Genomic DNA, 23,280 nt, shown 5'->3' with positions numbered 1-23,280 from the left:
TCCGATTGATATACATCGAACTCCAGCGATTCCCCGTGCATTGTTAAGCTGACCGTATGGTTCGCCTTGAACTTTTCAGAGGGATAGATGATTTCCTTGCAGCGGGTGCAGACCAGTTTTCCCTGATTTAAATCCAAAGGATAGCTGTTCCGGGTGAATTTAGGCTGGCAATTCGGGCAGTTTACTCCTTTGCCCTGATACCCATACATCCACATTTCGAGCGCTTCGATTTCTTTGACTTTTTCCCAGCCCCCGATATCGGACAGCAAGGCGTCGTAATGCTCCTTCAGTTGCGGGATGCTCCTTTTGGCCAGAATATCTTTTGATGCCCTGACAAAGGAAAACAGATCAGGATAGTCCACTGCGGGATTCCCTTCCACCACAGGAGCCGGATTAATCTTCTCCGGCTGTTTTCCCAATGTTTCAGTGCAACCACAGAGCAACAGGATAATGGCCAGCAATACCGCATGCCGTTTCAACATGATTATTTCTCCAGATAAAAGTGGGTTGTTTTTCCGTGGCGGCAATTGAGGATTATGGATGTGCCTGCGGTATCCGCCTTCACGGAATGACCAAAGGCGGCATCCGTACGGATCAGCTTAAAGGCGTTATTCAGCGTAATCAAAAGCTCCACATCCCGGCTGGGTCCGGGCTCCTGATACCCTTCGCCATAGGGTTTGGAATGACCCCGGATATAGGATTTGTGTTTGAAATCCATGGCGTTCAAATCAGGGACAGCCACGCTCAGAATCAGCTGTCCGTCTTTTTCCTGAAGCATGACCAGGCATTCATGGCTTACACGGTCGATCAGACCGGTATTCAACGCGGTTCCCGCACCGAAGATGGCATATCCCGTTGTAGCCGATTTTTCATCCTCTACGATATGGGCAACATGATCTTGTCTCAGGACTCTGTAACCCTTCGTCTCCTGGCCGGAGCGGCGGCTTAATTCCTCCGCCGAGGTTTGGGGAATCACGACATATTCATAGGCCTGGTTGTCGGGCGATTTTCCGTGATGGATCCAGGCCGATGCAAAGTCACCCTGCGCGTATGGAGATCCTTTGACTTTTTTTGTGCGTTCGTTGTAGCGATATGAATAGTCATATTTCGGCGCTGTTTGATGCGCTTTTTTAACCGTAAGTTCTCCGCCGGAATAGACAATATATCCCGTTCCATAAGGATCGAGAATCCGGAGCGGTTTGTGTCCGGCAAACGACCTTTCGTAAGGGAAGGCCTTTATTTCCTGCGTTTGATCAACCCACAGTGCATCGTCTTTTTTTTGCAGCTGATTCTGGAACAAAACCGTTTCAACGGGGGCGTCTCCGCTTTGTGCAGATATTCCGGAGCCCAGACAGATTACGCGGTCTCCCATGCAGAAATAGGATTTCAATGCCTTCACCGGTGCAACGACATCCAGCTTTTTGCAGGAGGGATCAAAATTAAAAGCGGTGCTTTCATCCACCTTCATTGCGAACACGCCATCCCGGTTTTCCCGGTGCACTCCGCCCATGAATGTTTCCAGCGACTTCAACATTGCGATTTCGTCTTTAAATTCGAGCTCTTCCCAGGGCAGGGGGACAATGGTTGCTCCCGGGGCCCGATTCCAATCCCACCCGTCATTCTGATATCCGCTTGCTTGTGCACCCTCCCCATACATCACCTGCGCGGTTCCGGCGGAGAGATATCGGGCATAACGGTTTTCGACAATGTAGGTTTCACTTCCCCACGTGAAGCGGTTGTAGCCCTTGAACGTCATCATCCATCCATCTCTTCGATGAATCGCAAAACCCCCATAGGGGAACGTCCAGAAACCAGATAGCTCTTCTGCTTCAATACCTGCATCCTGAAACGAGGATGATTCCTCAGGATAGCCCCACAACCGCATATAGGCCGAAGCCATCTCGCGATCCAAAGGTCTTCCCGTCAGCGATGAGAGGGTCCGGTAGGCGGCTTTCAGGTCATACGAGGCTGTCAACGGATGACGGCCTGCCATTCCAAACCCGGTTTCCTGATTTTGCGTGTATAATCGAACGGACAACAATGCTTTTCTGAAGTTTGCCAGCGCCTCCTCCGAAACACGGTAGTCGCTTTCATTGAGCAGCTTGATCAGGGGCGGGATCGTCTGGAACGAGGCATTGGCATAAGCCGGGTAATGTCCCCAATGATGAAACGTGGTTCCGTCCATGCGAAACCCCCATTGGTCGTGCCGGGGATTTTCACGCTTATCCTGCGAGTCAATGGCGGTTGACAAAAACTCCGAATACCGCCGTAACAGGGCATCTTTCTTCCCTGCATCCGTAAACGAGAAAATGCAGGCTGGAATATTACTCATGTGAAGGCGGAAGAAATCAAAATTGGACGGTCTTTCCTTTTCCGGGAAAAACATGGAATACGCCTTTTGCTGCCAGCACAGCGAATCCCTGACCCGGGACAACAGCGCCGGATCCTGCCGTTCAAGAAACTCGCGGCACAGGAACATGCCTTTCGATAATTCGCGCGTTCTATACGAAACCGTCCCGACAAAAAGCGGCGATTTTCCGCGCCACCCCTGATCGAACAGATAGGTCAGCGAGTCGACGATCCGTTCCTCCAGCCGGCCCCGTTCCTCGGCGGTCAGGACATCCTTCCGGTTGCTGTAGGTTTCCGCCAGCTTGAGGAAAAAACGGCCAAACGCATTGAGCCCGGCAAAATCTGTTCCGTTTTTTAAACCCCAGCAGGATTCATAGTAGAAGGCTCTTCCCTCGGCGATCAGCGCGATCCCGCGAACAGAACCATCGGCTTGGCGCTCAATCCTGAATGTTTCATGGAACTGTTCGTCCAGCTTGATGAGTGCATTTTCCAGTCCGTCGCGCCCTCGTTTTTGACCGGGGCAGTATTGGCGGATGTATTCCGATTCGAGGCGGGTGATCTGTTTAATATTGCTTTCATTGAACAGGGGGCTTGCCGGCAATTGCTGCATCAGCTCGAAAGCGACCTTTTCCTCATTTTGCTTCCTCTGGTGTGCCTTTAAAAAACGGTTGTCCTCATAGCAGGCCAGAGCCAGATTATCCAGAAACACGCGTCCTGTTCCGCTCGGGCTGATGATGCGGAAGGTTTCGAAATCAATGGCCTGCCCCTTGGTCGGCACGCTGTCTGTCGCACCTGTATTGGACGCTTCCATAGAAAAATAGGGCATCTTGAGTAACGACCACCCTTCAAAGTTCAGGGGGAAGGCGAATCCAATCTCTGAACCTTCCACCCCAAACTCAAAACGCAGGGCCTGATCGGACTTCGCCTCATTGTAGATCCATGTAAAAAATGACGGGCTGGCCGGGAAAGTGTCCATATACTTCAAGCCGCTTTCGGCCAGCGTCATCGGTTTAAGTCCCGTTACAGACAACGCGCTGCTGTTTTCCCAATCCCACCGTAAGGCATGGCGGCCAAACTTGCTTTTTTCGGACGTGATGGAGATTGCTCCGTCTTGTGTCACGCGGTAATGCGACAGCACAGCGCGGTCTTCAAAATTATGGCGTTTAGACAATGCATCGTCAGCCCCAACAGGAAGGGAGAGAGCAAACAGGCTGGCCGGCAAAAGGCTGCGGGTGATCTGTTTAACAAAAGATCTTAAAACCAACTTATCTAACACAGAGCGAAGATTCACCGCCGGGTTCCTTTTTGTTTTATCCTCAATCATTGAGGGGTTCCATTGCAGGGTTTCTTTTGAAACGAATTTAAAAAAGCCCCGGCGTGAACCGGGGCTGTTGTCATGTTCGGGTTGATTTGTTTGTTAGTCCTGTTGGACTTCCAGTCGGATGAATTTGGCGTTGGTGGTCATCTCGGTGCGGTTGGTTACCGTTTTGAATCCATTGGTTTCCGCGGTCTCGCCCACCTGGAACACATCGTTGGTATCCCATGCCGGTACGCTGACCAGGTCGCTGTCTGAGCCGAGCGAGAAGGTCAATGCCGGATCATCGGTGCGTTCGTCATAGACGTGGTAGAACCAGCCGGTGTCCGCGTAGGTGGCCGGGGCCACGGTCGCGGCGTCGTCTTCGGTGGGGTTGCCGCCGAGGGCGTATTCCATCAGGTTGTCGAGTCCGTCCGGCTCATAGTCGGTTCCGGGCAGGGCATCGTCGCCAAACAGTCCGAATCCGGCGGCCCACGCTTCGAGCGCGCTGTCGTAGAACATTTCAATGCTTTCAATCGTGATTTCGATGTTGTCGATACAGACTCCATCTCCGCTGGTATAAGCGCCAACTCCGTTCGGTTGGCGGATCTGGATGCCGCCTGCCGAGCCGGCTTGGTTAACGGCGATTTCGTAGGAGCCGGTAACGGTGGTCCAGGTGGCATTGTCGTCGACAAAGTCGAAGGTCTGGGCCAGTGCTGAGCTGTCGTTGTTAAACCACGCGTCGGAGACATTGATGTTTTCGCTGTAGTTGCCGTAGTTGACCCGTACCGTCCAATTGGAGGGGACGATTCCCGCGTGGTCGGTGCCGAGAATGTCGAAGGACCAGCTTACGCGGGTTTTGTTCGTCAGGTTCATGTTGTCGACCCGGAAGTCGAGCTTCTGCAGGTAGATGCCTGCGTTGTTTCCCTGCGGATTCAGCGCCTGGAGGTACAGGCACTTTTCATGGCCTGTGCCCTTGTTGGCGATGATAAAGTCGGATCCGCTGCTTAAACCGTTCATGGCCAGCGTGTTGGCCACCGCATTCGACCCGACATAGGGTGCCGTATCGGAGGTGTAGTCGTAGGTGGGAGTGTTTGCCGACAGGGTGCCGCTGTCATCGTTGAAGTTCCATTTCAGGGTCTGTACGGACGGATCGACCAGCGGCAGAACGACATTGAGTGTATTTCCAACGCGGATTTCATCAATGGCAGCTTGCCCACCGAGACTGAGTACAACAGAGGAGAGGCTTCCAATGCCGCTTCCGGTTCCTGACATGGTATGTGTGGCGCTGTCCGCTATGTTATTCAGGTTGGTTGGGTTCAGCCAGACCGTCAGTGTATCGGTTTCGAGATTTGCTTCCAGAATAACCAGAACATTGGTGATGGCATAGGGGTTTGAGCTTGGTCCTGTACGTTTATCAATTCCTCCGGGAGCGCTCCATGCACCGAAATTACTTGATGTGGAACGGAATCCGGCCGCGAGGCTGGACAGCGGGTCAGCGCTGTTCCCGACCGGCGCGGTCTGCAGTCCAGTCTTTAATCCCCAACTGCTTCCGGCGTCGAGCTTCAGCAGATAACTCGCATAAACGGTGCCGGAGCTGAGTGCATCCAGCGCCAGCTGCAGATTCTGGGTGCCGCCGACGACATTGGTCATACCGGCGGATTGTCCGGATGTAATCAGGGTGTTGCCGAGGTCATCGGTATACTCCAGGCCGGTTCTATAGATCATGCGAAAGTTGGTGTTGGTGACGGTGAAGCCGGATCCGGTCGCCCCGGTTAGATCCACCCGGGCACCCATTACTCCGTCAAAACCTTCGTAAGCATACAGTGTTTCCGGCTCAACGGTTACCGAGAAATTATCGACATAGACGTCGCGGGCGGTGTTGTTGTTGTCTTCTTTAAAGCGGATTTGCAGGGTGTCGCCGGCATCTTCCGCTTTAACTTGATATGCCACCCCGAAATCTTTCGGTACATAGTTGACACCGGTAATGCCGTTCACATTAATGGAGGCTGTTTCGGCCAGCAGGGTGTCGTCGGTCAGGTTCCAGAGCTGGGCAATGTATTCTGACGAGCTTCCGTTGTCGTTGTAGGCGCTTCCGGTAAAGGAAATCAGAGCCCCTTCATCCATGGTTCCAGCAATCGTCAGGCCAATGGCTTCGTTGCCCGGGATTGCATCCACGGTGTCGAGTCGCAGGCCGCCGTCATCCTTGACGCCGTCGCCCGTGAGCGTCATGCCGACGGTATAGGCGAGCTTGGTGGCCGGGTCGCCGTCATCGTAATCTCCCGCGCTGGTTCCGTCATATCCGATGACGGTATTGGTTGCTCCAACGCTGACCCAGCTGCCGGAGGTGTCGCTGCTGAAGTCATCGCTTGTCGGTGTAATGGCCGCCATTGTGCTGGATGCGCCAAGCAATGCGCCTGCCAGCATGATTAATTTTCTATTCGCTATTTTCATCTCATTGCTCCTTTGTCGTGGTTGCTTTCAAGGTGCCTTGGGAAGGGTGATGGTGATCAGCCGCCAGTCTCTTCCCTCTGATAACTACTATTTAACCCTGAGTGTCATCAAAACCATAGCGGCAATGTGCGCAATAGTTCCTCCTGATTTGCGACAGGGATGATTCGCTATTTAGATCGTGATCGTGACGCAAATGGTGGGTGGTGATTGCGCTGATGTGGATTAGCTTCCGGATTGATGTGTGGTATTCTATTAGGTGGTGACAGGGAAAAGAAACACGGGTTGATTTATATGAATATATACATGCTCAATAATCTAAAGAATACAGTGTGCTGCCTTGTGATTTCACTGGCGACCGGTGTCGCGGCGCAGTCCGACTGGTGGAGCGGTTACGACGGAACCTGCGCTGACACGATTGCTTATTATTCGTTCGATGAGTCGACCGTTTACGCCAACGGAGCAAGCCTGTATTCGGCTGTTGTGCCGGATCAGCCGGATAAAACCTGGGATGCGTTCTACAGTACCAACACCGCCACCTGTTTCTTTGGCCCTGGTGGAAGACAGGGATTCGGCCTGCATGTTCCCGGCGGTTCAGATATCGCCTCCAAGTGCTCAACGCGGAACGGATCAAACATTTTTCCGGCAGCAACCGATCCAAGCCTGACGGTGGAATGCCGGGTGTTATTTAACAGCGTTGCCGGCATACAGTTTCTTGTCTCCAAGGGCAACGCCTGGTCCAGCAAGGGCGGATATGACCTCTGGTATGACAACAACGCTTTGAAATGCGCTTTCGGCGATTCCGACACCAACAAAATGATCACGACCGTTTCGTGGCTTCCATCGACCGGCGTTTGGCACCATGTCGCCTCCACATGGAATGCAGGCGATGACACCGCCCGCTTGTACGTCGATGGCGAAGAGCTCGTTTCCAAGGTTTTCAGTGGCAAATCGATTATCGACCATACGGGCCGCACACTCGCGCTCGGCCAGCGCTCGGTCAGTCTTTATACCGGCCTGAACGGCATCATCGACGATGTGCGCATCAGCGGCGTGGCCTATGAATTCAGCCGCCCCGAAAAGCCGGCGCGCGCCACCTACCCGTGGGGCGACAAATTCTGGTTCAGCTTCTATTCCACCATCGGAGACGATTCTCAATATGCTGTGGAACATGGTTCCTCCGGCATCGGGCCGTACTATGGCGGGATTGCAGGCCAGGCCGGTCCGCTGGCTGAAGCCGATGTGCTGGGTGCAAGCTTCAGCTATAAGGTGCAGCTGCCATCCATGATCGGGTTTTCCGCCCAAGCCACCAATTTTGTCTGGCCATCCGATGAAACGCTCATTGCAGAAACCAAAGCGGTTGTCAGCGCCGTAATGCATAATCCGAATATTTCCATGTGGGATCTGGTGCCCGAGGAACTGCGGTACTGGAGGAGCAATGAAATGAATTTTATTGAAATTGTGTCTGAGGTGATTCGGCAAACCGACCCATACGGGCGGCCTGTAATGATGTATGAACCCAACCACCGCAACGCCACCGCGCTGGCCGTCACGGTTCCATATCAGGATATCTGTGCTTCGGGAACCTATATTTCCACAACCAGCCCGTTCAGGCACAACCGCATCTGGGCACGCTGGTCGATGGAGCAGGAACTTGGAGCCATTGCCGCAGCTAACACAAACGCCGTGCCGTGGATCATGCTCTGGATGGCCGTCGATGCCATGGACGGCGAGGAGCATTGGATTAATGACTGGTGCCGGCACGACGCCTACATGGGCCTGATCATGGGCGGCAAGGGGATCAGTATCTGGTCCGGTTGGCGGCCGCGTTCCAGCTGGACAAACGACTTTCAGGCCTACTTCGACGGCTATCTATCCGTCGCCGCCGACCTCAATCTGGACAAAAATTTTGCGCCGGTCTTCATGGATGGAACTGAAGCGACCGGCGTAACCTATAGCATTACAGCCGGGCCGGCCGAACTGGAGTTGGTTTATCCGGCAGGGGTCACCAATACCTATCCACCGGTCACCTATACCCTGCGTGAATATCTCGGCCAGCAGTATCTCTTTGCCGTCAACTCCGCCACGCAGGCGGTCACCGTAACCTTCAGCGGCGTGCCCGATGCGATGCGTACCGACCTTTTCCAGGGTTTGGAAAACTCAACACCCGGCGGATCGTTCAGCAAAACGTTCGCCCCGTACGAAGTCACCGCCTTCCGTTTCGATGGATACGAAACGTGGCGTGATTCCCAATTCACCCAACAGCAGATCGACGACGGCCTCGGCGATCCCGACGCCGATCCAGACGGTGACGGCTGCGCCAATCGCGACGAATACATTGCCGGCACCGAACCGCTGGTTTTCGGCGACTGCTTTGCGACGGATCTCAGCTTTTCCAATGATTGGAAAACTGTCTCATTCCAAACGTCCAGCAACCGTTTCTACACCGTCGATCTTTCAACCAATCTGGTTGAGGGTCACTGGGTTCCAATGGTTGGAAACGAGCCGGGCACCGGAGCCGATTTTTTTGTCACAGACACTAATGTTTTTCCGAACGCTTTCTATCGCACACGTGTCAATCGTCCCTAACATCCCTTATGAAAAATCTACTCTGCATTCTTTTATCGCTCTGCTGTGGTTTGGCCGCGGCGGCGACTTCGATGACGACGGCCTGCCCAACGGCTGGGAATTCGACCATTTCGGTCACGTCACAAATGCCGTGGCCTCGGTCGATGCCGATGGCGACGGTTTCGATAACCTGTCCGGATTTATCTCCGGGTCAGACCCGACGAACGGGACTTCATTTTTTGCCGCATCTGCCGCGCAGGATCTTTCCGGATTTGTTGTTTCCTGGAACGCTGTCTCCAATCGCGAATACGGCGTCTGGCAGACCGGAACCCTAACCAATAGCTTTACCAGTCTCGCCAGCGGAATTGAGTTCCCGCAAAACAGCTACACCGATACCACTCACTATGCGGAGGCTGCCGGCTTCTATCGGGTGCGCTTAACCCCGATTTTCGGACCACCGGCTTAAGTGGAACCTGCGTCCTCAACATGGTACAAAAGGACGCATGGAAATGGGAAGAAAACGAAGAACATTCACGGACAAGTTCAAGGCCAAGGTGGCGATTGAGGCCATCAAGGGCGTGAAGACATTGGCGGAGCTGGCATCGGAATATCAGGTCCATCCGAACCAGATTTCGGATTGGAAGAAGCAGTTGCTTTCGAATGCGCCGGATCTTTTTGCATCGGGGAAAAAGAAGCAGGCTCAAACGGAAGAAGAGCTTACGGCTCCACTTTACGAAGAGATCGGGCGTCTGAAGATGGACGTGAAGTGGCTCGAAAAAAAGCTATGAGCCTGCCGCTTTCAACGCGCCGCAGCTGGGTGGAGCCCGGCACCGATTATTCGGTTCGGCGGCAGTGTAGGCTCGCAGGCGTCCCCAGATCGGGCTTCTACTACGACCCCGCCCCGGAAACGCCGGAGAACCTGCTTCTGATGCGTTTGATCGACGAGCAGTATCTCCGGCATCCGGAGTTCGGCTATCCACGCATGACGGACTGGTTGCGTGATCAAGACTATGATGTCAATCACAAGCGGGTCGCCCGCCTCATGCAGCTGATGGGGATTCAGGCCATCACGCCCGGTCCGCACACGAGCAAGCCCGCCCCGAGGCACAAGATCTACCCTTATTTGCTGCGCAATGTGGACATCGAACGGGTGAACCAGGTTTGGAGTACGGACATCACCTACATCCCGATGCGGCATGGATACATGTACCTGACCGCCGTAATCGACTGGTACAGCCGCTATGTGCTCGCCTGGGAGCTCTCAAGCACCATGGAGAGCACGTTCTGCGTTGATGCGCTGGAGCGTGCGCTGACGCAGGGGAATCCGGAGATATTCAACACCGACCAAGGAAGCCAGTTCACCTCGAACGCCTTCACCGGTGTCCTGTTAAACGAGAACATCACCATCAGCATGGACGGGCGAGGCCGGGCGTTGGACAACGTATTCATCGAACGACTGTGGTGGTCGGTGAAGTATGAGAAAATCTATCCCGCATGCTATGCCGACGGGCATGCGTTGCATCGGGGCCTTGACAGCTATTTTAAATATTACAACCACGAGAGGAAGCACAGCGCTCTGGACAAACGCACCCCCGCCGAGGTATTCATGGAAGGAGCAGTCAGAACATGATCGCAAGTGATGCCGTCGCTGCGCTCCGCCCTCGGCCCTCCGGGCCGCCCCTTCGGGGACGGGCTCCGCTCCGCGACGGCATCATGGAAGGGCGGCTCGTTGGCCGCCAGAACACGGAACAGGGAACCGCAGGTTCCACCTTAAGTTCACCGATCCGTGGTTTAAGATTGGGGGTAGGCGCAGGGTGGATGTGCAATTTCAATGATTAAATAAGGATGGAACGCAATGTTGGTAAACCAATGAAGATATTAGTGAAAAGAATACCAGTCCCGCGAAACGATCAGCTACTATTTGAACTAGGAAGGAAACAGATGATGAAGATGTGGATGTGGAGTGTTGCGGTATGGGTTTCGATGCTGGTGTCCGCCCGGGCGGATGGACCCAATGTGGTGGTATTTCTGGTCGATGATATGGGGGTGATGGATACCTCGGTACCGTTCCTGGCCGATGCTGACGGGCAGCCGAAGCGTTATCCGTTGAACGACTGGTATCGCACGCCGGGCATGCAGCGTCTCGCCGGCCAGGGTATCCGCTTTAATAGCTTCTGCGCCCAGAGCGTCTGTTCGCCGAGCCGCGCATCCATTCTCACCGGGCAGAACGCGACGCGCCATGGTACCACCACCTGGATCAGCCCTTACTCCAACAACAAGGGCAAGAACGGTCCCCCCGAATGGAATTGGACGGGTTTGAAAAAGGGCGATGTTACCCTGCCACGCGTGCTTTCCGCCAATGGCTACTGCACCATCCACGTCGGCAAGGCGCACTTTGGTCCCTTGAAGGGCGAGGGAAGCGATCCTCTGAATGTTGGATTCGATGTCAACGTCGGCGGCACATCCTGGGGAAGGCCGAAGAGCTACTATGCGGCAGAGCATTACGGAAACCATCCCAAATACAGCAAGGGTGGGAAAAAGATGACCCACAATGTGCCGCATCTCGAAAAATACTATGACACCGACACGTTCCTGACCGAAGCACTTACACTTGAAGCCAATGCACAGCTTGAAAAGGCCGTGGCCGAAAAGAAGCCGTTTTTCCTGCACATGTCGCACTATGCCGTGCATTCGCCGTTCAACTCCGACCCGCGCTTTGCCGCCAACTATGCGGAGGCCAATAAATCAAAGCAGGCTAAGGCCTATGCCACATTGATCGAAGGCATAGATAAATCGCTCGGCGACATTCTTGACCAGCTGGATAAGCTCGGCGTGGCCGAGGATACGCTGGTGCTGTTTCTCGGCGATAATGGGTCGGACGCGCCGCTCGGAGACAAGCACGACCACGCCTCGTCGGCGCCGTTGCGCGGCAAAAAGGGCACGCATTATGAAGGGGGCATGCGTGTTCCCTTTATTGCGGCCTGGGCCAAGCCGAACCCGGCGAACCCGTGGCAGAAAAAACTTCCGATTGCACAGGGCGTGCTTCAGCCGCAGCTTGGGACGGTCATGGATCTTTATCCCACCATCCTTGCTCTGGCCGGAGTTGAAACGCCGGCGGGCCACGTCGTCGATGGCGTGGATCTTGCAAAGCAGTTTGCCGGAAAACCCAACCCCTCCCGCCCCGAAGTTTTTCTGATGCACTTCCCGCACGGGCCGCACAATAGTGCCTATTTCACCAGCTATCGGTCCGGCGATTGGAAGCTCGTCTACGACTACAATCCCGGGGGCAAGGGAAAACCCCATCATGAATTATTCAATCTCAAGGCTGATCCCTTCGAAAACAATAACCTCGCATCGAAGAATCCTGAAAAGCTCGGACAGATGTTTGCCGCCATGGTCAGGCAGCTCGAAGCCGAAGGTGCGCTCTACCCCGTTGATGCCAAAGACCGCGAGTTAAAACCGGAACTGCTCTGAGCTTCACCGGCGGGAAGCCCGCCAGCGGGTTGAGCATCATTACTTGCTGCGATCAATGCTGAATCCCGCGTAATGATCACTCAAGAGGCATGAACCCCTTCAATGTTCAGGTTTCGTCTGCGGGGATTTTTTTAACGTAGACTTCTGCCGCACCCTGTCCCGTTAAAACGCACCGTAGTTGATAGCGTCCCATGTCGAAATGTGTTTCGAGATGAAGGATGGCCGTCTTCCCTTTGGGCTGTGCATGCGCAACCACACGCCCATCCTCGAGAAGTTCGACCGTCTTCAGTGACAGCTCGGACTCCTTGTCTGATGCAACCAGTGTGATCTGAAACTTCCCGGCGGTGGTAACGGCATTGCCGGCATCCAGTAATGCAGTAGGCGTCCCGTTACGGCACATCCCCAGCAGAACCCCGTGCTCCGCATCCCGCTTGACCGGTTTGAAATAGCCCATTCGCCACTGGAGGTATTGGTGCTGGACGCTGATGCCCGTGCGTTGTTGTTCATGATGCGCCGAAAACGCCAGGAGCGTTTCCAGATCCTGGGCTTCCCGCCGAGCCATGTACTGGTAGTAGAGCACCATGCCCTCGAGGTAGTCTGCAATGCGCTGGATACGCAAAGCGATCTCCGCCTCTTTGACTGTCTTTTGCAGTGCAAGGGTCTCCTTTCGCAATGCCTCTGCCTGATCGCGGACCTGCAGTAGCACGGCCGGGGGCGCCTCCTGCGAACGCATTCGTTTGTATCCGCCCGCCTGAACCTGCTCCAGAAGTTGCTGGAAAATCGAGCCAACCTGTTTTTCGTATCCCGGATAATACGCCTTGATATAAGCCGCGAGTCCCTGTTGCACATCGTACTGTTTGTGCCAAAGCGACTGGCGCAGGAAATGGTAGTTAAACGCCCCCTTCCACCAAACCTGAATCGGAAGATAGAGTGATACGGTTCCACGAAACCCGTTTTGAGCCAGATAGCTTCCCGTCCAATTCGCAAAATCAGGGCGGAGCCAGAACCATCCCCGCGCCCGCCAGTTGTCCGCCAGAAGATATTCAAATTGATAGATCCCGCTGGAGGTTTTGTTTTCAATCCAACCGCGCTCCAATTCTTTTTTGCTTTCGAGATTCGGACAATACAGAACCGTCATGTTGGACGGGATGGGCTGTTCGGGCGGAGTCAGTGTCTCCGGCGTATAAGCGAGGTGTTCCACCATCAGGTTTGGGCGAGCCTTCGCAACTTCCTGCGCCACCAGCTTAATGCCCTCGTACACCGCATAGGGGTTGTTGCTGCAGGGTTCGCATTTGCAATATCCCCCACCATCCAAAGGCCATGTTCCGACGATATCAATCCAGGTGTTATTTTTGACATACGCCACAAGCGCTTCCGCATAGTATTTCATCGCCTCTTGGTTGCTGTAGCAAATCTGCCCCTTGACCCGCCTGCCTTGGATTTCGGCAAACCAGTCGGGGTGGACTTCAAAGAGCGCGTTGCGGTCCAGGTACTCATGGGTGTTGTGTTCGCCCAGGTTGATGATGAATCCACGATCCATGATTTCCGGAAGCAACGCCTCGCGGGTCTTTCCCGCAAAGAAGACTTCCTGAGCCAGACCGGGTCTGTGAGCCGGACGATCCTGGGAGAGCAGCACATAATTAAAGCGTTGCTTGGCCATCCAGTCGAGGGTGGCCTGGCAGATGGGCAATTCATCCGAGCGCACGCCATAAAGCGCCAGCCCGCGCCACTCCACCTGCGGCTCGTGGGTCAGGTTGATTTCGGGAAGGGCCTTGATCGTCGGAACAATGTGCCACGCCTCTTCAGGATAGAAGAAGCTGCAGCCACATCGTTCCAGCAATTCGTACACGCCATAAAGCACCCCACGTGCCTGGGCGGCTTCGATGATGATGCGCCCACGGTCGGTTGTGATGCGATATCCGTCCCATCGCAATTCACTCGCGGGGTTCAATTGCAGATGAATCCGGGCGGGGGCTGCATCGGCATCAATCTGCCCGATGGCCTTCACCGCTCCGCCCATTTGATTCAGATAGGATTGCAACTCCTCTGCAGCAAAACGGACGACGCGTTGTTGCTTAGCCGGCGTACTGTAGCTGATCTGCACGACGTCCTGGATTGTAAGGGCTGCACCAGTCGAAGTCCTGGCGTGCATGCAAACCAGCGCCGCCAACAGAAACTTGATGCCGAATGCCATGCGACTTCTGGAAAAAATGATGGTTCTCTTCATAGGTTCTCGCTGTTTTATATGGAAGTCACACAGTGGGCTGACGTGCCCCCACCAGCGAGTCCATGTTTTAAGTTGGGATTTGGGTTAAGTCAACTGTCGGTGGAGACCGCAGCGGCAACACGGCCTGGGTGATGTTTTCCGTTTTTGTTTTTCATCAGAGGGTTTTCCCGCCTGATACTGTTATGGATTCTGAAGATGCGGCGGTATCCACATCATGCACACCACCTTCGTCCGATGTGTATAAGTTTAATTCAGGTTCCTGCAAAAACATAGTGGCAATGTGCGTAATACGACCTACTGATTTGCGCCATGCCTCTTGGCCAGTTTGACGCACTGATGATACTCAGCGTTTCAGTGCACAACCCCGTCCAACTCAATAGACAGGGAGAATGTAGCCCATGTTCGGTGCTAAGTGAAGCGTTGCGTAAATAAAGGGTCAATATTGTGCTAATTTTCACTTCGCGTTTTCGGGGCCTGGAAGTAGTATGCATTTAGTGAAGAAAGACGCGATTGTTGATGTTGAAGACGATGTGTGGAACCAGGTTTACAGCCGCCGCAGGAAGAAATCGAATCGCATCTATACGGCTGAGTATTCAACCAATCTTGTTTCCGGATCATGGTTTCCAATGGCTGAAAGTCAGGCCGGGAACGGATCCGTTATCGCAGTGGCTGATATCAACAACCTCGATAACTGCTTCTACCGCGTAAAGGCCAAACATTGAATATACGCTCGTTAACTTTGCAGTGAGTGACGTTCTTCAGCTATGCAGATTGGTTCGCTCCGCATTGTAGGACGCGGTTCTCTGCGAAGCAGAGGCCGCGTTTCGGTGGAGCAGGGAAGATGAAGGAAGGGGAATGATATGTTGAAAAAGTGGGTGGTTGTGCTGATTGCAGGTGTCCTGACTGGATGTGCACCGGAAGAGATCGATCCGGTTTCGTCGTCTGCTATCGAGAAAAAGACGCCTGTATCTGTTGTGAAAATAAATACACCGGTTGTCCGCCCGCCCGTACATGCGCCACCCACGCCATCGTCGTTCCCGGACAAAAGGTCTGGGCGCTTGTAAACTTTCAGTCCTTGGAAGAGCCGCTCGGCCCCTTTCTTTCCATAAGCCAGCCATGCCTCGTTTTGCTGAAACAACAGGATAACGGCGATCTCCGGGTCAGCGTTTCCGATCCGCGCCTGGAACTGACCGGCACCACTACTGCGCCGCCGGTGGACGTGGTTCTGGAAGTCAAGGGCAGCTATGAACCGGCCCAAGCCGTCGCCGGGGTATCGGCGAATCCAACGACCGGCGGAGGAACCGAGGTTGTTGTTCGATGCGCCGAAGGCATGCCCTCCGCCTTCACATTGCGGGCGCGGTAGCTAACGGGCAATGCGCCCCCTCGTTCCTCGGGAGGCACGTCCTACACGTTGTGTTTGTTGTGAAGTGTTTTGTTGTTCATCCTACGTTGCAGGACGCGGTTCTCTGCTCCGCAGAGGCCGCGTGGTCAGCGCGCGGTGATGAAGGCGGTTTTTAGCGTCGGCACCTGCAGGTCGAATGACAGGGTGGCAACGCCGTTTTCGATTTCAACGTCCGGCTGCGCATCGACCCACTTGGCGTTTTCCAAACATTGGAAACTTTTGCCGTCGATTTCGTTGGCGGGCAGTTGGAGGATGACGTTTTCGGAGGTGTCGTAGATGACGTTGGTGCAGGCGATGGAGATGCCGCCTTCGATGTTGTGCGCATGCACGTGGAAGGGGTGACCGCAGGCGATGGTTTGGCCGGGGCCGCCCATTTTAAAGAGCACTTTTGTCCAGTATTCCTGGCGTACGCGGTTGAAGTAGGCCATGTAGAACTGGCCGGTTCCGAGGGGATAGGCGGTGGTGTAGACGGTGCCGCCGAGCTCGTTGGAGAACAATCCGGATCCGGGGAACTTTGCGTCGAACTCGGCACCTTTGATTGTGGAGAGTGTTTCGACGTCGCTGGTGAATTCGAGCACGCCGATCGGGTCGGCGCAGCGCTGGGCGCACATGCGCGGCTTTACATCGCCTTCCATTTTTCCGAAGAGGGATTCTTCGACTTCTTCGAGCGAGTAGGCGGAGTCGTCGAGCTTGACGCGCGAGACGTTGCTGACGCCGATGTGTCCGCCGAAGCCGCGCTCGACGAGCACTTCAATGCTGGGCAGGTCGAGGATGATGTTCTGGCTGAGCAGGGTTTTGATTTCGTCATCGGAGTAGCAGCGCAGCGTCTGGTCGGAAACCGCAAAAATGTCCCCGGGTTCGCCTTCAAGGTCGCGTGTGAAGGAGTGGCTGATGCCGAGGATGTAGAATACTTTACTCCATTCGGTAGAGTTGCCTTGAAGGTCGTTTAGCGAGCCGCCGCCGGTATCGAACTTGGAGAGGTCCTCGCCGGTGTACATTTTTGCGCCGCCGCCGGAAGCTCCGGCACCGGTCTGTTTGTGTTCAGCAATGTCGGGGCTGAAGAGAACCTTAACGCCGCGCGCATTGCGGTCGTCGAGCTTCAGGCCCATGAGGGCGTCAAACAGCGCGCGCTGTTTGCCGAGGGCTTTGCCGAAGGCGCGGTCGGCATAGGTGTTCATGCCCATGTTGTCAAAGTGGTTGATGGTGATGCCGCGGGAGCCGTAGAGGATGCCGTTGGTCATTTCCCAAATGGAATAGTTGTGCGAACCGGAGTAGGGGCCGCAACGCGGGGAGTTTTCGAGCTCGGGGTAGATGTCGGCGTCGCGGTCGAGCTCGGCGACCGTTTGGCGCGAGTAGCACGGGGTGGTCGTGATGGGCGGCTCTTCGGTGTAGGGCGGCATATGCGGCCGGATGAGATAGTTTTCATCGTCTTCCGTAAAGATATCCATGAGGCCGTTCCAGTCGCGGCTTTCAATGCTCTGCACGTCGGGTATAGAAGACATCAGGCCGATCCTCATGTCCGGCTTAGCGGCTTTGAGGGCGTCGGTGAGGGTCTGTGCCGGTTCGCTCAATGCGGCCCATGCGAGTTCGAGCCATTTTTCCCGCCAGGGATGCGGTTCGCCGGGTGCGGTAATGGCCGCAACCACCTGTTCACGTGAAACACTTTCCTCTCCGACCATGTTGGCAAAGCGGTCGAGGCAGTGCTGGCAGAAGCAACCGCCATAGCCCATTTCGCCGCCATGGTTGTGCAGGCGCCAGTCATCTTCGACCCAAAGGGCCACCGGATCGATGCCGTTGCAGAGATGAACAAAATACTCGCAAAGGTATTGCTGCCAGTTTTCACAGAGCGGGCAGGCGGTGATCCCGTTGTCTGCTCCGGTTTCCCCCACCATCAACCGGAAATTCTGTCCTTCGTGAGGCGTGCGGCCGCGTGAACAGTGGTACGTAGTCGTCCACGGATTGAGGCTGGTTTCCACGCCATATTTTTTAAAGATTTCCTGGGCTTTTCCGATCGCTTCGATCCACGGATCGGAACGTTCAGCCGTCGGATGTCCGGAGCTGCGCTCTTCGGGCATCAGCAGGAACATGACTTCGTTAATGGTCGATTCCTGAATAAAGGTTTCGAGCTGCTTAAGGTTTTCTTCAAGGCCGTTAAACGGGTCGAGGCCATAGCGGAGGATGATCTTAAATGGTTTATTACTGGTCATGGTATTTCCTTCTCTAATTGAACGAAAATTATGTAGGTAGACCTCGATCGCCGCAATTTTATATATGCGCAATAAGATGGGATTAATTGCGTCAAATAGTTACGAGATCTTTTTACGAAAGCCAGTTGCGGACAAGCCGGTTTCTTTGCGGAAGGTATCTTCGAATCGGTTGGTGCTGTTGAATCCCGATTCTTTTGCGATGCGGGAGACCGGCCAATCCGTTTGTTCCAACAGTTCTTTTGCCCGCTCGACATGACAACGGCTGATTTCCTTATAGACGCCGTGCCCTACAATATCCTGAAACCGCCGCTCCAGTGAACGCCGGGAAATGGGCATTACGCTCATAACATCGGAAACATCGATGAAACGGGAAGCATGGTTGCGGATATACCGCAGTGCGTCGGCGACATAGCGATCATCAACGGTAAGAAAATCCGACGAGTTGCGCAGCACCACTCGTTCCGGCAGGATCTTGACGTGATTGCTTTCGAGCGGCCTGCCCTGCATCAGGGTGTCGAGCATGGCTGCGGCCTGATATCCGAATTCTTCACCACACATGGAAATGCTGGAAATATTGGGATGGGCCAGATTGCAGAGAATTTCATCATTATCCACACTGATCAGGCAAATGTCTTCGGGCACCCGCAGTCCCAGTTTATCGCAGGCCTGGAGAATGCCGTAGGCCACCCGGTCGTTGGAGGCCAGCAGGCCGACCGGTGGCTGCAGTTGTTGGAGTGCAGCAAGGTAATAGCTGGATTCAACCCAGTTGGTATCAAGCTGTTCGGTAGAGGACGCCGGAAGAATCCAGCATTTCGTACAGGGTGCATTCTGTTTGGCGAGCGTCTGAGTAAAGCTGTTACACCGCAGAATACTGTAGGCCCAGTCTTTGGGGCCGATATAGGCAAAGTGATCCAGATTGTGTTCGAGGAGATGGTTGGCCGCCATTTCGCCGATGGCCTCATTGTCAAAGGTGATCGTCGGGAAGGGGATGTTTTCGAGTGCGGCGGCAGTGTTAATCACCGGTACGCCCCTTTTCTTAAGCATTGCAATATGGGCTTTCTGATAGACCGGGGCAATGATGCCGTCGCCCTCCCAGGATCGTAGATCTTCCCAGGTCGACAGGGCGATCGGTTCAGCACTTCGGATATCAATATCCCACGACCCATGCTTGCGCATGTAGGCAATAACTCCGTGCACCATCTTGCGCGTAAAACCTGACGTCAGAGAAAACCGCAGGGCCACTTTTTTCCGTTTTGCCATATCGCTCCTTTCCCATCACCATCGGCGGTGATGGATTATTTATGCCTATCGTTGTGGAAGCACATCCTCGAGGTCGGTTCCCATGCGCAATTCGTCAAAGCAGCCGGTGGCGATCGTGTTTTTTTTGAAACTGAATTTCCGGACAGGGTTCAGTTGAAGCCCTGAAATTTTGAGGGAGGCCTGGACGGCAATCTCCGCATCGCGCAGATCGGTCGGGTTCAGGTAGGCGAGGATTTTTCCGTCGGCTTCGCCGGACCCGGCATTGACCACTTTCAATATGACGAGGGTTAAATCGGTGGGCGTACTTCCGGGCTTACTCTTGAACAGCCCGTCCCGGGGCAGCCCGTTTCCGGTTTTCATGGACTGGATCCGCCAGCGGTTCTGTTCGGCCCTTCCATTCATAAACTTAAACTGCATTTCACCGGCGGCATCCAGAAACATGATGTCCCAGCCATAACCGACCTGCTTATCCATTTGGGTCAGAAAGGAAATCCAGAAGGTGCCGGTCAACTCATTCTCGAATTCGCGGTTTAGTGTAGTATTTCCGGAACCGATGGCTCGCAGACCCAGCGAACCGTCTTCGGTCTTCAGCACCCTGTTCTTCGCATCGGTATAAGCAGGCGAATAACTTTGGGCGAGGAATCGCTGAGTATTATCCGTATTGTCAGAGGTGTCGATCACCCATGGTCCTGAAAAACCGGTGCCTCCCGTTTTTCCGTTCAGGCTCATGCCTATGGGGTAGGTTGCGGAAAACCCGTCATAAACCTGTATCCGGCTCTGGGCGTTCGGAACTGCGGCTGCCGCGAGAATCCCGATCGTCAGCCATGAGATGTTGTTCATTTTCATATTTTACTTCCTGTGGTTTAAGCCGCTGCGCACGCAGTGCGACCACTAACTTACCCCTTTGCCATCCCGAGCCAAATGCAGATAATTGCGCATAATTTCCTGTCAATATGCGTCATTATACGATCTATCTGTCGCATTTCAATGTGTATAAATGCGTAATTACTCTCTTTGAAAATGCGGGAAGGTCGTGGAATATAGCTGGCATTCAAACCGAAGCCGGAGACCTTAATGCAGAAAGCCCATCGTTTCATCCTATCCCACTTCAGGCATCCCTATATGAGGATAGTTTGCATACTGCACCTGTTGGCCGGAATCTCATGCGGCGCGATGGACTTTCCCTATGTGGCGGAAGATCCCGCTTCTCCGATGCTATCTTTCGAGTCAGGGGCACTGCCGGCATCGTTATCGGTTCAGGGAGCCGAAGTAGAGCTGAGTGGAAAGCATTTTATTAACGGTTCCCAATCGTTGCGCTGGAGTTGGAAAGAGCCGTCGAATCTCTATTTCGACCGGGTCATTCCTTATGTGACAGGCCAGGAAGCAACTGATGAACTGGCACGCGGAGCTGTCTGTATTTTTTCATTCTGGGTCTACAGCGAAAAGGCGCTGCCCGGGGCCCGCTTGCGGATAGATTTCGGCCGCAATGACTGCGGATTTGATTTTGGTCTCGGTTTTACGGGCTGGCGTACATGTTCGGTCGCGTTCGATCGCGATATGGAGGGCATCCCGCAGAAGGGGATGCGCGGCCTCCGCATCACGGCCCCCTCGCAGGTCGCTTCCGGGGAACTGTTTATTGATCGCATCATTTTGGCTAATATCGATGATATCCGCTATCAGTGGGCAGATCCACAGGTCCCTTTTGTCAAGGGAACCAAAGCCGCTCCGGTGGAGCTGACGCCGCTGCCCCGAGTGAATGCGGACCACATTTCTGATCGGCATCGTGCAGATCTCGACCGGATAAATAACCATATCGTGCAGAGCTTTCTTCCTGCAGCGCCGGCATCCCTGGAAAAGGTGGCTGCGTTGGAGCAGCAGTTTGAGACCCTGGAGATCCGGGAAGAAGAGGGCATCATATCAGGGCGGCATGTTTTAATGATGCGCCGCGCGCTCCACGATCGTCAGGACTCCGTTTATCCCCGCAGAATGACGGCACAGGATGAACATTTAATGAGCCGGTATACCGAGTTCCGGGACTACACGGAACTGATGCAGGAAATGGCTCAGTGCTATCGCGCTCTGGAAACATCCGACCCGGCCGCCGCCCGGCTGCGGGAGATGTATTTGCAGATGAACCGCCATCTGCTGGATCAGGGATGGCAGGATGGAAGTGCACTTTTCAGCACGCACCATTACGGCTATGCATCGCGAGGCTGGTATATTTCCACGTTCCTGATGGCTGACGAGCTGGGCACCGCCGGCATGCTGGATTCAACGGTCCGGGCGCTGATTTGGTTCATGCGTGAAAAGGTCGATTTTGCCGCCATGGAATTCGACCGCAACCAGGGAGCCGATCTTGATTATATCAACACGATTGCGAAGTCGCATTTACTGACCATGCTGGCCATTCCGGACGAGGCGGTTAAAGTGGCCCTGGTGACGCAGTTCCGGGATTATTTTTCAGCTATGCTGGCGGCCGACACACCGGGAACCATGGGGGGAATCAAGGTGGATGGTACGGCCTTCCATCACGGCGGAAACTATCCTGGCTATTCATTTCCGGCCTTTATCTCGGCGGGTTTTCTATGCCGTGCGCTCAATGACACGGCGTTTGCAATTAGGCCGGCCGCGCTGGAGAATTTTAGTGCGGCATTAACGGCGGCCACCCTTTACAGCAGTCCTGAAACAGGCATGGCCCTTAGTGGCCGTCACCCATTCGGCGAGTCATCCATTGAATCCCTCGAACCGGTTTATCAGGATCTTGAAATCTGCGGTTATCCCGTAGCGTTGGATCGGAACCGGATGCCGTCCGGTCATTGGTCATTTAATTACGGGTGTTTCGGGATTCACCGGTGGGGCGGAAAAATGGTCACCCTTAAAGGGTTTAACCACTATGTCTGGTCGTCGGAAATCTACACTATGGACAATCGCTATGGGCGCTATCAGTCCAACGGAAGCCTGCAGATCTATACCGCAGAGGGGCGCGCCGCCAGCGGGTTTGAGCAGGAAGGGTGGGACTGGAATCGAAATCCCGGAACCACGATGATTCACCGGCCGCTTGATGTGCTTGAAAATCCACTGGAGGGAACGTTGATGGTGCGCTCCGATATTCGATTCGGCGGCAGCTCAAATTTAGGAAACCGCTATGGGATTTTTGCCACCGATCTGTTTGAGCCGGATATGGAAAACTTTGATCCGGACTTCAACGCCCGCAAATCCATGTTCTGTTTTGATAATCGCATCATTTGCCTGGGCGCCGGAATTTCGAACGGGACCTCGGAATACCCAACTGAAACTGTTTTGTTTCAACACACGTGGAATGAAGGGAGTTCCAGGGTCTGGATGAATGCCTCCGAACCGCTGGAAAGCAACCCTGTATCGCAGGAGTCGAACCGCGGAAGCTGGTTGGTGGATTCTCATGGGAACGGGTATTATGTGCCGGCTGGAAACCAGGTGAAGCTGGCCGTTAAGAAACAGGGTTCCCGTCACAATAAAACCAAAGAGCCCACGGAAGGAACCTTTGCGTCCGCATGGATCGACCATGGCAAAGCCCCGAAGGAAGCAACCTATGAATATGTGGTTCTGCTCGATGGAACGCATCAGAGCATCGCGGCCTTTGCGAGCGATCCGTCGTATCGTGTCCTCCGGAATGATGCCCAGGCGCAGATCGTATATGACCGGGAAAGCGGCGTCGTCGGCTATGCCCTGTTTGATGCGTACCAAGGGGACGAGGATGATCTGCTCCAAGCGGCTGATCAACCTTGTCTGGTCATGGCCAAATCATGGGGAAAAAACCTGGCGCTGAGTATCGGCAATGCCGACCTGCGCATCCCGGCAATGGGGGATAGTTATACCAATGACGAGGAAGCGCGTCCCGGTTATGCCGAGATTGTCCTGCGAGGCAAATGGCGGCTGGTCAAGGAAAATGCCGATGTGAAAACCAAGGTTTCCGGAGGTAGAACGCGCGTTGTGGTCAATAATATCCGCCACGCCATACCCGTGCAGCTCAAGTTTACAGGGGCAAATTGAAACGGCAGGAATCAGGCGG

At 54.4% G+C, this 23,280-nt stretch carries 13 protein-coding genes; 7 read left to right on the top strand and 6 right to left on the bottom strand.

What is annotated here, in order from left to right:
• Positions 1 to 484: 484 nt before the first annotated feature.
• Both E9954_RS13020 and E9954_RS13015 read right to left on the bottom strand, forming a co-directional pair.
• Positions 485 to 3,520, bottom strand: coding sequence for a chondroitinase family polysaccharide lyase (locus E9954_RS13020; protein WP_168442224.1), 3,036 nt, complete (start codon positions 3,518 to 3,520; stop codon positions 485 to 487).
• A 246-nt stretch (positions 3,521 to 3,766) separates the two neighbouring features.
• Positions 3,767 to 6,097, bottom strand: a complete 2,331-nt coding sequence (locus tag E9954_RS13015; RefSeq protein ID WP_136079590.1) for an autotransporter outer membrane beta-barrel domain-containing protein — start codon at positions 6,095 to 6,097, stop codon at positions 3,767 to 3,769.
• A gap of 303 nt (positions 6,098 to 6,400) precedes the next feature.
• Between E9954_RS13015 and E9954_RS13010 the strand changes: the two genes are divergently transcribed.
• The 4 genes from E9954_RS13010 to E9954_RS12995 all read left to right on the top strand — a co-directional run bounded on the left by E9954_RS13010 (position 6,401) and on the right by E9954_RS12995 (position 12,136).
• The gene (locus tag E9954_RS13010) at positions 6,401 to 8,683 is read left to right on the top strand and encodes a LamG-like jellyroll fold domain-containing protein (RefSeq protein ID WP_168442223.1); all 2,283 of its coding nucleotides are present in this window, start codon (positions 6,401 to 6,403) and stop codon (positions 8,681 to 8,683) included.
• Positions 8,637 to 9,128: a hypothetical protein gene (locus E9954_RS13005; RefSeq protein WP_168442222.1), complete on the top strand. Its 492-nt coding sequence runs from the start codon at positions 8,637 to 8,639 to the stop codon at positions 9,126 to 9,128. The genes E9954_RS13010 and E9954_RS13005 overlap by 47 nt, the downstream gene beginning before the upstream one ends.
• Positions 9,129 to 9,171: 43 nt before the next feature.
• A protein-coding gene (locus E9954_RS13000) for an IS3 family transposase (protein WP_407947718.1) occupies positions 9,172 to 10,292 on the top strand; the annotation gives its coding sequence in 2 pieces (ribosomal slippage) (positions 9,172 to 9,435 and positions 9,438 to 10,292; 1,119 coding nt in all).
• Between the two features lie 320 nt (positions 10,293 to 10,612).
• On the top strand, positions 10,613 to 12,136 hold the full coding sequence (locus tag E9954_RS12995) for a sulfatase-like hydrolase/transferase (RefSeq protein ID WP_136080236.1): 1,524 nt from the start codon (positions 10,613 to 10,615) through the stop codon (positions 12,134 to 12,136).
• Positions 12,137 to 12,242: 106 nt separating this feature from the next.
• Here E9954_RS12995 and E9954_RS12990 read toward each other — a convergent pair whose 3' ends face one another.
• The gene (locus tag E9954_RS12990) at positions 12,243 to 14,363 is read right to left on the bottom strand and encodes a DUF4838 domain-containing protein (RefSeq protein WP_136079587.1); all 2,121 of its coding nucleotides are present in this window, start codon (positions 14,361 to 14,363) and stop codon (positions 12,243 to 12,245) included.
• Between the two features lie 485 nt (positions 14,364 to 14,848).
• On the opposite strand from E9954_RS12990, the gene E9954_RS12985 reads away from it, so the two are divergent.
• The gene (locus E9954_RS12985; RefSeq protein ID WP_136079586.1) at positions 14,849 to 15,085 is read left to right on the top strand and encodes a hypothetical protein; all 237 of its coding nucleotides are present in this window, start codon (positions 14,849 to 14,851) and stop codon (positions 15,083 to 15,085) included.
• A 185-nt stretch (positions 15,086 to 15,270) separates the two neighbouring features.
• Positions 15,271 to 15,726 carry a polysaccharide lyase beta-sandwich domain-containing protein gene (locus tag E9954_RS12980; protein ID WP_136079585.1) on the top strand — a complete coding sequence of 152 codons (456 nt, stop codon included), beginning with the start codon at positions 15,271 to 15,273 and terminating at the stop codon, positions 15,724 to 15,726.
• Positions 15,727 to 15,851: 125 nt separating this feature from the next.
• On the opposite strand, the gene E9954_RS12975 is transcribed toward E9954_RS12980, so the two are convergent.
• From E9954_RS12975 to E9954_RS12965, 3 genes are all read right to left on the bottom strand, one after another.
• Positions 15,852 to 17,972: a hypothetical protein gene (locus E9954_RS12975; RefSeq protein WP_136079584.1), complete on the bottom strand. Its 2,121-nt coding sequence runs from the start codon at positions 17,970 to 17,972 to the stop codon at positions 15,852 to 15,854.
• Positions 17,973 to 18,071: 99 nt separating this feature from the next.
• Positions 18,072 to 19,232 (bottom strand): AraC family transcriptional regulator, encoded by a 1,161-nt coding sequence (locus E9954_RS12970; protein ID WP_136079583.1) that lies wholly within the window; start codon positions 19,230 to 19,232, stop codon positions 18,072 to 18,074.
• A 45-nt stretch (positions 19,233 to 19,277) separates the two neighbouring features.
• Positions 19,278 to 20,078, bottom strand: coding sequence for a hypothetical protein (locus E9954_RS12965; RefSeq protein ID WP_136079582.1), 801 nt, complete (start codon positions 20,076 to 20,078; stop codon positions 19,278 to 19,280).
• 276 nt (positions 20,079 to 20,354) lie between these two features.
• Here E9954_RS12965 and E9954_RS12960 point away from each other — a divergent pair, with 276 nt between their 5' ends.
• Entirely contained in the window at positions 20,355 to 23,261 is a 2,907-nt protein-coding gene (locus E9954_RS12960; RefSeq protein ID WP_168442221.1) for a chondroitinase family polysaccharide lyase, read from the top strand.
• The last annotated feature ends 19 nt before the right edge of the window (positions 23,262 to 23,280 follow it).

Source organism: Pontiella desulfatans (assembly GCF_900890425.1).
Taxonomy (GTDB): domain Bacteria; phylum Verrucomicrobiota; class Kiritimatiellia; order Kiritimatiellales; family Pontiellaceae; genus Pontiella; species Pontiella desulfatans.
The sequence above is the reverse complement of the archived record's forward strand: the minus strand, read 5'-3'. Positions and strand labels throughout refer to the sequence as shown.

What these genes read in the sequence shown, in the direction of transcription:
- E9954_RS13010 (WP_168442223.1), top strand. Translation starts at nt 6,401, where the DNA reads ATGCTCAATAATCTAAAGAATACAGTGTGCTGCCTTGTGATTTCACTG.
- E9954_RS12970 (WP_136079583.1), bottom strand. Translation starts at nt 19,232, where the DNA reads ATGGCAAAACGGAAAAAAGTGGCCCTGCGGTTTTCTCTGACGTCAGGT.
- E9954_RS12960 (WP_168442221.1), top strand. Translation starts at nt 20,355, where the DNA reads ATGAGGATAGTTTGCATACTGCACCTGTTGGCCGGAATCTCATGCGGC.
- E9954_RS12990 (WP_136079587.1), bottom strand. Translation starts at nt 14,363, where the DNA reads ATGAAGAGAACCATCATTTTTTCCAGAAGTCGCATGGCATTCGGCATC.
- E9954_RS13005 (WP_168442222.1), top strand. Translation starts at nt 8,637, where the DNA reads ATGTTTTTCCGAACGCTTTCTATCGCACACGTGTCAATCGTCCCTAAC.
- E9954_RS12980 (WP_136079585.1), top strand. Translation starts at nt 15,271, where the DNA reads ATGTGCACCGGAAGAGATCGATCCGGTTTCGTCGTCTGCTATCGAGAA.
- E9954_RS13015 (WP_136079590.1), bottom strand. Translation starts at nt 6,097, where the DNA reads ATGAAAATAGCGAATAGAAAATTAATCATGCTGGCAGGCGCATTGCTT.
- E9954_RS12975 (WP_136079584.1), bottom strand. Translation starts at nt 17,972, where the DNA reads ATGACCAGTAATAAACCATTTAAGATCATCCTCCGCTATGGCCTCGAC.
- E9954_RS12995 (WP_136080236.1), top strand. Translation starts at nt 10,613, where the DNA reads ATGTGGATGTGGAGTGTTGCGGTATGGGTTTCGATGCTGGTGTCCGCC.
- E9954_RS12985 (WP_136079586.1), top strand. Translation starts at nt 14,849, where the DNA reads ATGCATTTAGTGAAGAAAGACGCGATTGTTGATGTTGAAGACGATGTG.
- E9954_RS12965 (WP_136079582.1), bottom strand. Translation starts at nt 20,078, where the DNA reads ATGAAAATGAACAACATCTCATGGCTGACGATCGGGATTCTCGCGGCA.